The 15356-nt window shown below is 42.1% G+C and carries 12 protein-coding genes; 5 read left to right on the forward strand and 7 right to left on the reverse strand.

The features are described 5' to 3' along the window. Positions 1 to 121: 121 nt before the first annotated feature. The gene (locus tag ACYP5M_RS11680; protein WP_101223161.1) at positions 122 to 823 is read left to right on the forward strand and encodes a FadR/GntR family transcriptional regulator; all 702 of its coding nucleotides are present in this window, start codon (positions 122 to 124) and stop codon (positions 821 to 823) included. A gap of 392 nt (positions 824 to 1215) precedes the next feature. Here ACYP5M_RS11680 and ACYP5M_RS11685 read toward each other — a convergent pair whose 3' ends face one another. Beyond that, entirely contained in the window at positions 1216 to 1974 is a 759-nt protein-coding gene (locus ACYP5M_RS11685; protein ID WP_434167687.1) for an SDR family oxidoreductase, read from the reverse strand. 191 nt (positions 1975 to 2165) lie between these two features. On the opposite strand from ACYP5M_RS11685, the gene ACYP5M_RS11690 reads away from it, so the two are divergent. After that, positions 2166 to 2774, forward strand: coding sequence for a TetR/AcrR family transcriptional regulator (locus ACYP5M_RS11690; protein ID WP_434167688.1), 609 nt, complete (start codon positions 2166 to 2168; stop codon positions 2772 to 2774). Positions 2775 to 2815: 41 nt separating this feature from the next. Here ACYP5M_RS11690 and ACYP5M_RS11695 read toward each other — a convergent pair whose 3' ends face one another. Further along, a complete protein-coding gene (locus tag ACYP5M_RS11695; protein WP_459735068.1) occupies positions 2816 to 3517 on the reverse strand; it encodes an alpha/beta fold hydrolase in 702 nt (233 codons plus the stop codon). A 156-nt stretch (positions 3518 to 3673) separates the two neighbouring features. Continuing rightward, entirely contained in the window at positions 3674 to 4576 is a 903-nt protein-coding gene (locus ACYP5M_RS11700) for a LysR family transcriptional regulator (RefSeq protein ID WP_459735069.1), read from the reverse strand. 120 nt (positions 4577 to 4696) lie between these two features. On the opposite strand from ACYP5M_RS11700, the gene ACYP5M_RS11705 reads away from it, so the two are divergent. Further along, a complete protein-coding gene (locus tag ACYP5M_RS11705; protein WP_459735070.1) occupies positions 4697 to 6700 on the forward strand; it encodes a YhgE/Pip family protein in 2004 nt (667 codons plus the stop codon). Positions 6701 to 7248: 548 nt separating this feature from the next. On the opposite strand, the gene ACYP5M_RS11710 is transcribed toward ACYP5M_RS11705, so the two are convergent. Then, on the reverse strand, positions 7249 to 8697 hold the full coding sequence (locus tag ACYP5M_RS11710; RefSeq protein WP_452444619.1) for a DHA2 family efflux MFS transporter permease subunit: 1449 nt from the start codon (positions 8695 to 8697) through the stop codon (positions 7249 to 7251). Between the two features lie 257 nt (positions 8698 to 8954). On the opposite strand from ACYP5M_RS11710, the gene ACYP5M_RS11715 reads away from it, so the two are divergent. Both ACYP5M_RS11715 and ACYP5M_RS11720 read left to right on the forward strand, forming a co-directional pair. Next, positions 8955 to 9851 carry a TetR/AcrR family transcriptional regulator gene (locus tag ACYP5M_RS11715; protein WP_459735071.1) on the forward strand — a complete coding sequence of 299 codons (897 nt, stop codon included), beginning with the start codon at positions 8955 to 8957 and terminating at the stop codon, positions 9849 to 9851. A gap of 144 nt (positions 9852 to 9995) precedes the next feature. After that, positions 9996 to 11669: a ribonuclease J gene (locus ACYP5M_RS11720; protein ID WP_434167692.1), complete on the forward strand. Its 1674-nt coding sequence runs from the start codon at positions 9996 to 9998 to the stop codon at positions 11667 to 11669. A gap of 57 nt (positions 11670 to 11726) precedes the next feature. Here the strand turns inward: ACYP5M_RS11720 and ACYP5M_RS11725 are convergent, their stop codons facing one another. From ACYP5M_RS11725 to ACYP5M_RS11735, 3 genes are all read right to left on the reverse strand, one after another. Next, positions 11727 to 13064: an amino acid permease gene (locus tag ACYP5M_RS11725; RefSeq protein ID WP_434169718.1), complete on the reverse strand. Its 1338-nt coding sequence runs from the start codon at positions 13062 to 13064 to the stop codon at positions 11727 to 11729. A 191-nt stretch (positions 13065 to 13255) separates the two neighbouring features. Then, on the reverse strand, positions 13256 to 13888 hold the full coding sequence (locus tag ACYP5M_RS11730; RefSeq protein WP_434167693.1) for a LysE family transporter: 633 nt from the start codon (positions 13886 to 13888) through the stop codon (positions 13256 to 13258). A 152-nt stretch (positions 13889 to 14040) separates the two neighbouring features. Continuing rightward, positions 14041 to 15273, reverse strand: a complete 1233-nt coding sequence (locus tag ACYP5M_RS11735; protein WP_230176604.1) for an MFS transporter — start codon at positions 15271 to 15273, stop codon at positions 14041 to 14043. Positions 15274 to 15356 lie beyond the last annotated feature (83 nt).

The raw sequence follows: 15356 nt of genomic DNA on the forward strand, positions 1-15356 counted from the left end.
CGCATTTTACTTTTTTTGGACGTAGGTCTTCTCATACTCACATGCAAATAAGTGTATTATATTATATAATTAGTCTTACAGTAGGAATACATATAGGATTTAACAGAAAAGGGGTTACACAATGGAAGAATCGTCAAAGAAATTAGGCGTACAATCGGTACATCGCAACACTCTTTCACAACAAGTCGTTGATCAAATTGTGCATCTGCTCGTCAGCGGACAAATGAAAGCGGGCGACAAACTGCCTCCTGAAATGGAACTTATGAAAGAACTTGAAGTAAGCAGGCCTGTTTTACGTGAGGCGCTCAGTGCACTTGATACACTAGGTGTCATTACTCGAAAAACACGTGAAGGAACCTTTTTTAACGATAAAATCGGTACACATCCATTCTCTGTCATGCTGGCGCTGGCTACAGATAATTTACCAGCGATCATCGAAGCGCGAATGGCTTTGGAGTTAGGATTAGTAACGATGGCTGCCGAGAAGATCACAGACGAACAACTGGAGAAACTGCAAGTTACGATTGAGACGATTGCCAATAGTGAAGACAACGATTATGGAGAGGCCGATAAAGAATTCCACAAGATCATAGCTTTAAGTGCAAACAATCCCATTATTGAAGGCATGATCGATTCTTTATTGATTACACATAATAAAATTAATAGCCTGATTCAATTCAGAGAACGGGAACTGACTGTAAAGTATCATAAAGCCATCTATGCGGCACTTGCAGCACATGATCCGCATGAAGCATTTAGCCAAATGTACAAACACCTTGATTACGTCCGTCAGAAAGTCCTTCAATATTCTCACGCCAATTAATATATCGTTTGAGAGGTATCGCAGCAAACAGATGGATCACTCAGTGATCCAATTTCATAGGGAAAGTGGATTTTTTCTGGGAACCTATTTTGCTTCCAAGATTTCAGAGTTCAACTTATCTTTTAAATCCAATTGATAGCATAATTCTTTTTGAGAGAAAAACTGGATAGTAGTTCGAACTATCCAGCCCCCACTTATCCACTTTCGATTGAAATGACAATGTCAGGACTACCGAATGAAGTAGAAACTTCCTCTAACAAATTGTCTGGCTAACCAAATTCCCCCTACAATGCTCCTGCCTATGCTCCACTCAAAAAAATGCATCCCTGCTAACTAGCAGGAATGCATATATCAGTCACTAAGTTCTTGACCATTCTTTTTAATTTACGGGCTTAATATGCACTCCAACCAGCATCTGCGGTGATGACAGTACCATTAACAAAACTGGAATCGTCTGAAGCAAGGAATAATGCCACTTTAGCGATTTCCTCAGGTTTACCATTGCGTGGATTGATAGCCATACCCAATTGTTGGCGAGAGAAGCCAAACTCATTGATATTCGTCATGCTGGAACCAATATTGGTTTCAACTCCGCCTGGTGCTATTGCATTGCAGCGAATCCCTTTATTGGCATACATAAAGCCCGTGTTTTTTGTGAATCCAACGACTGCGTGCTTAGAGGCAGTGTATGCTGCACCTGCTCGAGCACCGTACAAACCGCCAGCAGAAGCAATATTGATGATGACCCCTTTTTGTTTTTCTAAAAAGATCGGCAACACCTTTCTAGTCGAACGCATGACGCTAGTCGTGTTAATGGCAAAAATCCGATCCCATCTAGAGTCTTCAATGTCTCCAGCCGGTTCCATGCCATCCATGATACCCGCGTTATTCACCAAAATATCCACCGTACCGTAAGTACTGACCGTGGTATCGATCAAATGTTGAATATCTTCCTCCACCGCCACGTTCGTTTTAATGGCAAAGGCTATTCCGCCATTCGCTTTTATTTCTTCTACCGTTTCGTTCGCACCATCAAGATTTAAATCCGATACGACGACTTTCGCACCTTCTCTAGCATAATCTATAGCAATTTGTTTTCCCATGCCTGATGCTGCACCTGTCACTACTGCAACTTTGTCTTGTAATTTCATTATGAACTCCCCCATTCATTCTAGTGAAGTGATACTTATTGTACAGATGTTCATTAACTACCTTCCTTTATAGTATAATTAGTTTCAGTAGGCTTATACAATCAGCAAATGATGACCTCGATGTTGAACAATGAACAGAAAGTGGTCATTATGTTCATTAAAAGCACAATAACGGGCAAAGGGTGGAGAAAATGACTGATAATAACACTGGGATTGATAGAAGGATTAGGAAGTCCAAAATGGCTTTGAAAGAATCCCTCATATCATTAATGCAAAATAAGGATTTCAGGGATATATCGATTACTGACATTGTAGAACTCGCCGACCTTAATCGGGGTACATTTTATAAACACTATCAGTACAAAGAGGAACTGCTTGAAGAGGTCATGGAAGATGTCATTGCGGATTTGATCATATCTTACCGGGAACCTTATAAGAACGTTGATACTTTCACCATCAATGAACTAACCGCTTCAGTCATCAAAATATTTGAACATGTAGCTAACTATGCAAACATTTATACCCTTATCCTAAAGACGAATGCATGGCCTACATTACTGGAAAGGATTTGTAATGAGTTAAAGAAACTTCCATTGGAGGACCTGGAAGATTACCGGCCGAACCCTAAGATCAATATAGAACTTGCCTCCAGCTACCAAGCGTATGCGATATTAGGCATGATCATCGAATGGGTCAACACTGGCTTTAAATATAGCGCTGGCTATATGGCTGAACAGTTGCTTGAAATCCTGAATAATAAATCGGTAAATTCCGTCTTTAAAATAAACCATACATTTTAAGCAGGAATAAGAGGGCTGCATCGGCAACCCTCTTAAGCCTATTAAAACGCCTGTCCTTTGGAAAGAAACCTTGTTACGGCAGCCAAGAAAGCTGGTAAATTATCTTCATGGACAAAGTGTCCGGCATCCTCTATCGTCACCAATTCGCAATTCGGAATAAGCTCGGAAACCTCCTGCAATTTGTTTTGGGGAATATGGCTCGACCCGCCCCCTATAACAAGCGTCGGCATCATAATATCGGTAAGGCGCGCCCACCATTTGGGATCGGGTTCATTAAGCTGCTGTAGAATCGAAGGCACTACCTGCCAATCAAACGGCAGTGGGACAGCTGGTTTGGAAGGAACCTCCATTGGCTTATCCGAAAAAGGAGGAGGCGTGTCTTCGACAATCAACCTATCTATCCTCGAAGGATAAGTTTGCGAGAACAGATAGGAAACTGTTCCCCCCATGGAATGCCCCATTAGCGAAAACCTTCCCAAATTAAGCGCATCCGCAAAATGAAGCAAATCATCGCACATCAATTCAAAAGTGTATGTATTAGTTCTCGCACTCCCACCGTGGCCCCGTTGATCTAAGGCTAAAACACGATAATTTTCTCCTAATGCGGCAGCCGCTTGATCCCATGAATCTGCACTTTTCCCCAGCGCGTGAAGAACAACAAGCGGCGGTGCAGAAACATCCCCGCTCTCCCGATATTGAACCGTGAGGCCATTAAACTCAATTTGATTAACCCGTATTTCCATCTCCATTCATCTCCTAGGATCGGATTCGTCATTTTGAACCCGATATATTTAATAAAAACCTCCTAGAATACTATGTTCTCTATAATTAAATTATACTTTTTATGCCTTCACCCATTTATTCGCCCTAACCGGCGATTTATTCGACCTTTACCACATTTATTTATCCTTTAGCCTAGCGGAATTGACGGCAGCGAAGTAATCCATGACAAATAACCGAAATTGCTTGGCTACTGAGGTGAAGTAGCGTTTTTCTGACCAGCCAAGCCCTATTGTTCTTTGACAAACAGGTTCTGTTATTCGAATTTTATGGGATAATGATCCGGTTTGTTGAAGCCATGTCAATTCGGATACGAAGGCGATCCCCAACCCTTTCCTGACAAGGTCCGAGATGACAGCTGGTTCATCTCCTTCGAAGGCGATGTGCTGGACGAATCCCGCTTCGAGGCAAAATTGGTCGGTTAGGCTGCGGAACCCGAAGCCTGTATTCATACTGATGAACGGTTCATCTTTCACTTCTTTGAGTGTTATGCTTTCCCTGCCAGCCAGCCGGTGATTGGGAGGCACGATCAAGTATATTTCTTCGGTGATCAGCGGTTCCCACCTTAAGTCTGGTCCTTCGATCGGAACGGACGATATGCAATAATCGATTTCTCCTTCAATTAAAAGCTGCTTCATTGATGATATGGATTTTAGGAATTGTTGAAAACGGACATCCGGGTACTGAGATAAAAATGCACCCAATAAATCAGGCAGGACCCTGGGAATGGTAACGGCCAAAGTGATGTTCTTTTGGTCTTGATCTGCTAATTCCACTATTTCGCGCCTTCCTTCATTCAGTTCCGCAAAAGCGCGTTCGACCCGGTTCAAGAATATTCGGCCGGCTGCATTGAGCTTGATTTTCCGGTGTTCCCTATCGAAAAGTGCGACACCCAAATCCTCTTCAAGCCGGGATATGGTTTTACTGAGGGATGGCTGAGCTATTTGAAGTTGTTCCGCAGCCTTCGTCATATGTTCCAGTCGTGCTACGGTTTGAAAGTACTGCAGCTGTAATATTTCCATTTTCCCACTCTTTTCGCATAGATTTAAATCTATTATTACATAAACAATTATGTATTATACAGTATCTAAAAAAGCCATTATCATGAAATAATCTCTTATTTAGAAAGGGCAGGCTCAATAATGAAAGGTTTACAACTTGTATTGCAAGATATTAAAGCAATGTGGAAACATAAACACGGGAGAATCGCCTTGATTTTCCTTTTGGTCGTTCCATTGATTTACTCTGGTTTCTTCTTGGCTGGCTATTGGAATCCTTATGGACAGTTGGATCAGCTCCCTGTAGCAGTGGTCAATCTCGATAATGGTTCGGAAATGGATGATAAGCCAGTCCAAGCTGGAGATGATTTCGTTAAAGAATTAAAAAAGCAAAAAGAATTGGACTTTCACTTTGTCACGGCAAAGAAGGCTAATACAGGTCTTGAAGAAGGTACCTATTATATGGTTGTCACGATTCCGGAGGATTTTTCGGAAAATGTCACGACTTTAATGGATGAAAAACCGGAAAGAGCTAAACTTTTGTATACTGTCAATCCAGGTAAAAACTTCGTTGCCTCACAAATCAGCTCAACTGCTGTTGAAAAGATGACTGCAAAAATCAACGCAAGCATTACGAAAGTCTATTCTGAAGGCATCCTATCAAAATTTCAGGAGGTTTCTAAAGGCTTGGCGAATGCCGGGGATGGAGCAGAAGAGCTTCAACAAGGAACGGCGGAAGCGAAAAGCGGCAGTGAAAAATTGGATGATGGCATTCAGGATTTAAATGATGGCGCCCAGAAACTGCAAACAGGAAGCACCAAGCTCTTGGATGGACAAGAAGCCTTAGCTGATGGTGCGAAAGGATTAACATCAGGTTCGCGGAACTTGTATTCCGGAATGAAGCAGCTATCGGATGGACATCACTCATTGGAAAGTGGGATGAATGAAGTAAGACAGGGTGTTGAGGACTGGTCAGCCGGAAATAAAAAATTGATGCAAGGGCAAGAACAGGCTGCCGATACAGCGAATACTCTTAAGAAACAATTGGATGCCTATACGAAAAGTCATCCTGATGCAATAAAGGATCAAGACTTCAAGCAGATCATTGCCCTATCAGAAGGTTTATCCAAAACAGCCGCCACTTTAAATGCCGGTCAAAGGCAATTGGGAGAAGGTGCTGAAAAAGTGGCTGATGGACAAGAGACCATTCAAACCGGGATGAATGCCTTTGGTGATAAAATGGCACAAGCTACCTCAGGTGCCAAGCAATTAAACGAGGGATCTCTAGAATTCGCGAATGGTTTCTCTAATTGGACAAATGGTTTCTCCACTTTAAATGCCGGAATCGTTTCGCTAGCTGGCGGAAGCAGCCAGCTAGCCAGTGGATCGACGGAACTACAAGAAGGACTGGCTTCGCTGGAAACGGGCTCAAGCAAGTTATCCTCCAAGCTTAATGAAGCTGCCGATAAAACGGCTAGTCTTCAGTACGACGATTCGACCACTTCAATGTTCTCTGAACCCGTGCAATTGGTCCAATCCAATTTATCCGAAGTTCCTAACTATGGAACCGGAATTGCCCCTTATTTTCTGTCTTTGGCCTTTTATGTAGGCGGCATCATGGCTTCCAATATCTTGCCGCTTGGCCGCAGGCAGAATCTTAGGGTTACCGGAACCGTTCATTTCACGAATAAATTAATGCTCGTATATGTAATCGGCTTGATTCAGGCAGTTCTAGTGGATGCAGTGGTCCTGCTTGGATTCCATTTACATGTAGCAAGTGTCCCTGTATTCATTCTATCTAGCATCATCGTTTCATTTACCTTCATGACGTTCATTCTTATGCTGGTGACCGTATTCGGAGTGGTCGGAAAATTCGCGGCCGTGACCCTTCTCGTGTTCCAATTGGCTACATGCGGAGGAACATTCCCAGGCGAACTGGGCATGTCGCTATTGACGAAAATCGGTCAATTTTTACCTATGGCCCATTCACTAAAGGAACTTCAAGAGGTCATCTCCTTAGGCGGCTGGGAAAACTTGCAGGTGCAGATGTGGATCCTACTTGCCTATCTAGTTTCTGCCGCGATCATTGGCTGGATAGCTAGTCATATCCAGCATGCAAAAGTAACTTCAGAGGAAGTGACATCTTGATGTAAAAAAAGCGCAGTGCAAATGGCACTGCGCCTTTTTTGTATAAAAGTGAAATCACCGGGTAAAACATATTTGATTCATGGGTCGATTTAAATAGGGATAGGTCGAATATTTCCAACGTGGGTCGAATTTAATCGGCGGTAGGTCGAATTACTCCAGCGGGGGTCGAATTAAATCGGTGGTAGGTCGAATTAACCCCAGCAGGGGTCGAATTTGGTAGGTCGAATTATTCCAGCGGGGGACAAATTTAATCGGCGGTAGGTCGAATTACTCCAGCGGGGGTCGAATTAAATCGGTGGTAGGTCGAATTATTCCAACGTGGGTCGCATTTAATCGGTGGTAGGTCGAATTAACCCCAGCGGGGGTCGAATTAAATCGGTGGTAGGTCGAATTACTCCAGCGAGGGTCGAATTACTACATCGTAGATCGAATAATTCGCTGTAGCCTGAATTAATTCCGCTGTAAATCAAACTAGAGGGCTGATGTTATTAAAAAAAGCCCCATGCTGCCTGACGATTCAGGCGGCATAGGGCCTTATATTGTTTCATTTAAGCGGTTTGATCTTTTTTCATAGCTGGTTTTTCTTCAGCTGGCCATGCACGCTTAATGAATAATGCCAGAATCAGCGCCACACCGGCAATGAAGGTAGATACAAAGAAGGAGAAGTTAATTCCATCCAGCATTGCCTGCATCCCGATTTGGGCTTTCATTTGGCCCATCATCTCAGCGGTGGGCTGGCTTGTTAATTTGCTCATCGCTTTCGTCATTAAATCTTCGGCAGTAGAAGCTGCACGGTTAGACATGACCGTAACGAGCAATGCCGTACCGATCGCACCGGAAATTTGGTTCAGTGTGTTATTCATGGCTGTACCGTGCGGGTTCATGCGGGCTGGCAGCGAGTTCAAACCATTTGTCATGATCGGCATCATGGACATTGACATCCCGAAGGAACGAACGGAAAACAGGATTACAATTTCTGTATACGTAGTTTCCATTGATAATTTACTTAGCAAATACGTAGTTACCACGGTGATAAGCAATCCGATTGAAGCAAGGATGCGGGCACCGAACTTATCGAAAAGCTTACCGGTAACCGGTGACATGAGGGCCATTAATAACGCACCTGGAAGCATCAGTAATCCAGAATCGAATGGTGAAATGCCACGTACTGTTTGTGTGTACATCGGAATTAAGATCATCCCCGAGAACATCGCCATGTTCAGTACGATTGAGATCGTTGCGGATAAAGCGAACATCGGGTGCTTGAAGATCTTGAACTCAAGCATTGGTGTTTCCATTTTAAGCTGGCGTGTTATGAAAAGGGTCAGGGAGATGGCACCGACAATCAGTGTGCCGTATACCTCAAGGCTATCCCAACCTTTGCTGCCTGCCGAACTGAATCCGTAAAGCAAACCGCCAAAGCCTAAGCTTGAAAGGATGACCGATATTTTATCAATTGAGATATTGACTTTTTCCTTGTGGTCTTTAAGTTTAAAGAAGCCGAAAATAAGCACTAGTAAAGCTAGCGGAGTAATGAAATGGAATAGCATTCTCCAATCATAATGTTCGATGATCCAGCCTGAAAGCGTCGGCCCGATTGCAGGGGCAAACATCATGACCAAACCGAATAGTCCCATTGCCGAGCCCCGTTTTTCAACAGGGAAAGAAGTTAAAAGTACGTTCATTAATAATGGCATCATGATTGCCGAACCGGCAGCCTGAACCATACGTGCGCTCAATAATAGCGGGAATACATGCGCTACACCTGCCACGATTGTCCCGATTGAGAATAGGAGCATGGCTGTCAGGAACAGATTACGTACCGAATATTTTCTTATTAAGAAGGCAGTTGTCGGAATCATGATTCCGTTCACGAGCATGTAGCCAGTTGTCAGCCATTGAACTGTGGAAGTCTCTATTCCCAGGTCTATTTGAATTGATGGCAGTGCAATATTTAAAAGGGTTGAATTCAGTATCGATATGAAAGCCCCGACCATCAATATGGCCAAAATGCCATACGAACCCTTTTTCTCATTTATTTGTGCAGTACTCACTTTTTATCTATTCCTCCATTCAAACTATTGGTTCATTTAATTAGACGAGCGGTATATTCCAATCTCACAAAATCAATAATATACCCCTAGTTCAATTTTTGCAATAGAAATTTACTGGTTTAAATAAGGGTTTGTGCTGTCATGAAAAATAGAGTACGATTAAATTTATACAAGCAGTATAATGAAAATTAGGTGATATGATGAATAATCGAAGGCAGAATGTCATCGATACGGCTCATAAGCTTTTTATTGACAAAGGCTACCAAGCGACGTCCATCCAGGACATTCTAGACGGCAGCGGTATATCAAAAGGTACATTTTATAATTATTTCCCTTCGAAGGGTGAATTATTTATAGCCATTTTCCGTTCCTTTTATACAAAGATTCGCCATGAACGGGAAAAACTGTTGATTGGTCAAGATTCCGCCGATATTGAAATTTTCATCCGGCAGCTAGAACTGCAATTAATGGTGAACAAGCAAAGCAAATTGCTCATCCTGATCGAAGAAGTCCGTGTTTCCAACGATGAAGAATTAAAACAATTCATCAATAAAACGCTATTGTTGAGCTTACGCTGGATGTATAACCGTTTTATCGATATCTTCGGGGAAAGCAAAAAACCCTATCTTTTAGATAGCGTCATTATCTTTCATTCGATGATGACCCACATGAATCATTTTAGTTATCGTGCTAATCCCGCCGGTACACCGGACATACAAATTATCCGCTATTGCATGAACCGCATTGTCCATTTAGTCAATGAAGTGGCTGAAAGCGGGGAACAGATCATTGATCCGGAACTAATGGACACATGGTTTCCAAACTTTACAAACCACCTTGAACCTTGCCATAATGATTTGCTTCATTCCACCACGGAATTGAAAAAAGCGATAAACAAAGCTTTTCCTTACGATGAAAATCGAACAAGAGCCATTGAATTGGTCGACTTCATCCAAGATGAGCTAATGCAGTCTGACAAACCGCGAGAATTCTTGATAGAAAGTTTGCTGGCCACTTTGAAGACTAGATATGCTTCTCAGGTCCAAGCATACATTGATTCTTTTGAAGAAAGCATCAACTCTTGCTTGAGCCGTTGAAGATTGAAGACACACGCACCTACCGAAATCGGCAGGTGTTTTTTTACGGCTTCTTGCATTGCCCCGATTTTATAAAAAGAGTGGTTTTATAAAAGGTGCCTAAGGAAACACTATCCTTATCATAATAAAGGGAGGTCTACCCACTTGAGTGTGAAAGAGAATGCTTTGTCCATACTGGCTCTGGGCGGAGTGAATGAAATCGGTAAAAACATGTATGTGGTTCAATATGCAAACGATATCGTCATTATTGACTGTGGTGCCAAGTTTCCTGATGAAAGTTTATTAGGAGTCGATTTAATCATTCCTGATATTTCCTTTCTCCAGGAGAATAAGGAGAAGATCCGGGCTTTGATTGTTACTCATGGGCATGAAGATCATATTGGCGGTATCCCCTATTTCTTAAAAAAATTGAATGTACCCATTTATGCCACACGTTTAACACTAGGTTTGATTGAATTGAAATTAAAAGAACATAACCTTTTGGGTGATACGGAGTTAATCCAGATCGACTCGGATTCAAGATTGGAATTTGGAGAGATGGTTCTCGACTTTTTCAAAACGAATCATAGTATACCCGATTGCCTTGGTGTCACCATGCGAACGCCAGAAGGCACGGTCGTTCATACAGGGGACTTTAAGTTTGACTTGACTCCCATGAATGATCAGTATCCCGATATTCATAAAATGGCCAAGATCGGGAGTGAAGGTGTTTTGGTTTTATTATCGGAAAGCACGAACGCTGAACGTCCCGGCTCCAGTCCCTCGGAGCATCTCGTTGGCAGCCATATCGAAGAGGCCTTCATGCAGGCAAAACAGAAAGTCTTTCTTTCGACCTTCGCTTCAAATGTAAATCGAGTTCAACAAGTTGTGAACGCTGCACAGAAGACAAACCGGAAACTTGCCCTGATTGGACGTAGCATGGTGAACGTCGTATCCGTTGCCATTGAACGCGGCTACCTCGAGGTACCTGATGGGATGCTTATCCAACCACATGAAGTCGATAATTATGCTCCTGAAAGGATCGCGGTTTTATGTACAGGAAGTCAAGGAGAGCCGTTTGCTGCCCTTTCCCGCCTTTCCAGTTCAAATTATCGGGATATGAGTATACTGCCTGATGATACAGTGATTCTTGCCTCCACTCCAATACCCGGAAATGAACGGGATGTTTCACGAATCATCGACAACCTATTTCAACTTGGTGCCAAAGTCATTTACGGTTCTGGGACTGTAACAGGCATGCATGTATCCGGACATGCCTATCAGGAAGAGTTGAAGCTCATGCTTACCCTTATGAAACCGAAGTATTTCATTCCAATTCACGGTGAATATCGGATGTTGCACCAACATCGATTACTGGCTGAGTCTGTCGGGGTAGAGAAGGGCAATACTTTCATTATCAGTAATGGCGATGTGGTGGATATTGAAAACTCCGTTGCCCGTCAAACGAGAAAGGTGGCTGCCGGCAATACCTTTGTTGACGGTGTCGGCGTTGGTGATGTTGGAGAAATCGTTCTGCGGGACCGTAAGCAGCTTTCCGAAGATGGCATGCTCGTAATCGTCATAACATTAAGCAAGTCGGAACGAAAAATAGTATCAGGACCCGATACAATTTCCCGTGGATTTGTATATGTTCAAAATTCCGAGGACCTCCTTAAACATGTGAATCGTCTTGTCACGAAAACGGTCAACGACTTACAAAGTGAAAAGATATACCGTTGGAACATCATCAAACAAACCATAAAGAAGGAATTGGGGCACTATCTCTTTACTCAAACTAAGAAAAAGCCAATGATCCTTCCGATCATCATTGAAATTTAGCACCAAATCGAAAGCACACCAAAAGGAACTAGACTTCGTTAGTCGAGTTCCTTTTTTTCAATCAAGTTCTGATTTACTGGCTTTTGCGGCCATCGCCTTGTTCTTATTCCAAACCTTGAATTTCATGAAAACGGCGGCAAGACCGATGATCACGATGAATAAAAGGCTGATGAAAAAACCTGGACGTATTTCTTTTTCAAGCAGAGTGCCACTGACCGCCGCTAAAATTAAAAGAAGTCCGAAAACGGCCGTGATCTTACTCCAAATCTTATTTTCCAAGATTTTAAATGAAGAAAGAATGATGAATGCCCAGTTATACAAAAGTAATATTCCAGCAGATGTTGTGATGTATTCATAAATCTTGCCTGGCAGGAGCAATGCAGTGATGATTGACCCTAAAAGTCCTAAGGCTCCAAGACCAAGTGAAGGCAGTGGAAGGTCCTTGAATTTCTTAATCTTTTGCATGAATAATGAGGGTGCGTTCCCGTCATTGGAGAGTGTTACCAAAAGATTGGTTACACCAAAAAGTGAAGCGGTCATCGTCGAGAAACCAGCTATTATAATTGCACCATTAAATACGTGCGGGAAAAATGTCAGATGATAGCTGTCCAATGCCGAAACGAATGGACTTTCTTTTTCACTGAATGCCCCTAACGATATCATGGTTACGGCTAACCCCAATGAAACCACATATATGATGGTTAGAACCAAGAGCATGATCGTCCCTGCCTTTGGCGCATCTTCTTTCTTTTTAAGCTGCATCGCCATCAGTCCAATGACCTCAATGCCGCCAAACGCATAAAAAGCATAGATTAGTGATGTCCAAAACCCTTTTAACCCTTTTGGGAATAATTCATTGAACTTATTCGGAAAGGATGGCGGTTTCCCTCCATCAAGACCAAACCAGCCGAAAACGGCACATATTGCTATAATGATAAACATTACGATTGCTGCTGTCTTAATTACCGCAAGGATGTTTTCCACCCTGTCGAACCCTTTTGTTCCCAACAATACCACCACGATTGAAACAATTGCGAATCCGGATGCAAATAGCCACAGCGGTACTTTCGGGAACCAAAATTGAGATAATAGCGAAAGCGCAGTAAGCTGGCTTCCCATGATTAATATATTGGAGGACCAATAATTCCAGCCACAGCTAAAGCCAGCCCATCGTCCAAATGCTTTATTGGCATAATAACAAAAAGAACCCTCTTGAGGATCGGCCGCAGTCATCTTGGCAAGCAGATTATAAACGATGTAGGTACCTAGTGCAGCCAATACAAATGAAAATACAATGGATGGCCCCGTCGTTTTAATCCCTATAGTCGATCCAAGGAAATACCCTGTCCCGATCGTACAGCCTACACCGACCAATGATAGCTGCCACCATTTCATATCGCCTTGTTGTTCACCCGATGCATTAGAATCTTGGACAGCCTTCCCTTTCGCTGAACTGCAATTGGCTTTTGTCGTCATGACATTACCTCCTCTTCCATCATTCATAGTGTTGATATTGCCACAATGAATTATGCAAGGAAGAAGTTTTCAAATACCCTACCTTATGTAATAAACTAAAGCATTGTGCTTTATGATATGATGGCAGAAATACCTTGATATGCAAAATAAACCCCAAAGCCTACCAATGATAATCCAGAGATGATCGAAATGGCCATTAAGCTTTTTTCATTTAAGAACCTGCGAAATCCATTCGTTAATGCCGCTACAAAAAAATCCCAACAGGTAAGCCCGAGGAAGATCATCCCGCTATAAATGAAAAGTTGGGATGTCCCATAACTTGAAGCTGTTTTAGCTAAAACAGATCCATATATCCCCAACCAAAATAAAATGGATAATGGACTGGTCACAGACATGATGAACCCTGTCAAAAAACAGGAAATTAAAGAATCTTTATTCCTATATTCATTTAATAATATCGTATTGACTCGTAAAACACTTTCGACCCCAGAATAAATAAGCACGAATCCCCCAAAAAGCCATAGAAAAATCTGGACAATCGGAATTTCTAAAAACCTTACCATACCTATATACACTAAAATCATGAACAAGGCATCTGCAATCATCGACCCTGCCCCAACGATCCAGGCATGCCAAAACCCGTTCTTGATTCCTTTATCGATACGAGCAGAGTTCACCGGACCGATCGGTGCTGCAAGGGTAAGTCCCAAGAAAAAGTAACTCAGCAGTAAATGTACACTCAAAAAGCATCACTCCTTCGAGCTAGTTCATGACTTGTACATTTTATGTGACAACCCTTAGCCTATAACCACTTGCCAAAAAAAATTTCCCGATTTACAAACAAAAAAAGCCGTGGGAAAGCCCGGCTTTTTCGGAGAACTTCCATAAAAACCTATTAGGCAGCAGCTTCTTTTTTGTCTGAACTAATGAATTTCATAACAATCAAAACGATGCCTATACCAATGATCCCTGAAATGATATAGGTCAAATTGATATGATTTTTCATGACAAGGGACATGACCGGAGGGCCTGCCGCAACACCAATGAACCTTGATGACATATAGAAGGAAGTTATCGTACCCCGCTGTTCCTTTTTTATATTTTGAGTGATGATTGCGTCGAGTGTCGGCAATAACGCACCAATCGCTATGCCCACCAAACTCGTTACGAGTAATAAAAGGAAAACCTTGTTTTTTGTAAAACCGACAAATACAAGGCTGATTGAAAGAACAGCTATACTGATCATGATGATTTTTTTCATGATTGGTAATTCACCCTTGATTTTTTTCCCGGCAACATAAGAAGATACACAAAGGAAAAACAGCGGGATCGCTATTACTAAACCTTTTTTAACTCCATGCAAATCATGGATTTTTTCCAGATTATCAGACAAAAAGAAAAGAACACCAAACAAAACCAACATGACAAATACACCAATCAGGAAAACTGTATATAACCATTTCCCTTCCTGCTTGAATATTTTTTTCGTATCATGCCAGAATTCTTTGAATTTCTTCGGATCATCCTTCTCCTTTGGTACCTTTATAAAGAAAAAGACCAAGACAATAGATATTAAACTGAAGAATGAAATTGAGAAGAATGGTAAAAACCAGATAAATGCAGCAAACAGGGAACCCAGTATTGGACTCAGTACTTTCCCAAATGTATTCGAGGTTTCTATGATTCCTAAACAAGAACTGGTTTTTTCATCATCATCCTTGTATAGATCCCCCACCAGAGGCAAAATGATGGGCGAGGCCCCAGACGCCCCAATCCCTTGCAATACCCTCCCAATGATGATCCATGTGTATGGATTCTCCATTTTCCATGATGCATAACCTGCGATCAAGCCGCCGATAAGGGCTAGGATCAAGCTTGGCAGAATCACCATTTTCCGTCCAAATCTATCTGATAAATAACCCGCTATAGGAATTAAAAAAATGGATGCTACGGAATAGCTTGTTATAACCATACTGGATTGAAATGAAGATATTCCCACCTTTTCCTCGAAAATGGGCAAAACCGGGATAAGCATTGAATTTCCAAGTGTCATTACCAATGGAATCGATGCCATACTGATCAGGCACCATACGCTTACATCTTTATTTTGCTTCTCATGACCCTCCATACTTACACTCCTCATCCATTATAAAAGCAACTTATTGCATAAAAGGTAACATTGTGAAACTAATTTGTTTTGCATCATTATTA

The sequence above is a fragment of the Peribacillus sp. N1 genome (genome assembly GCF_054600815.1).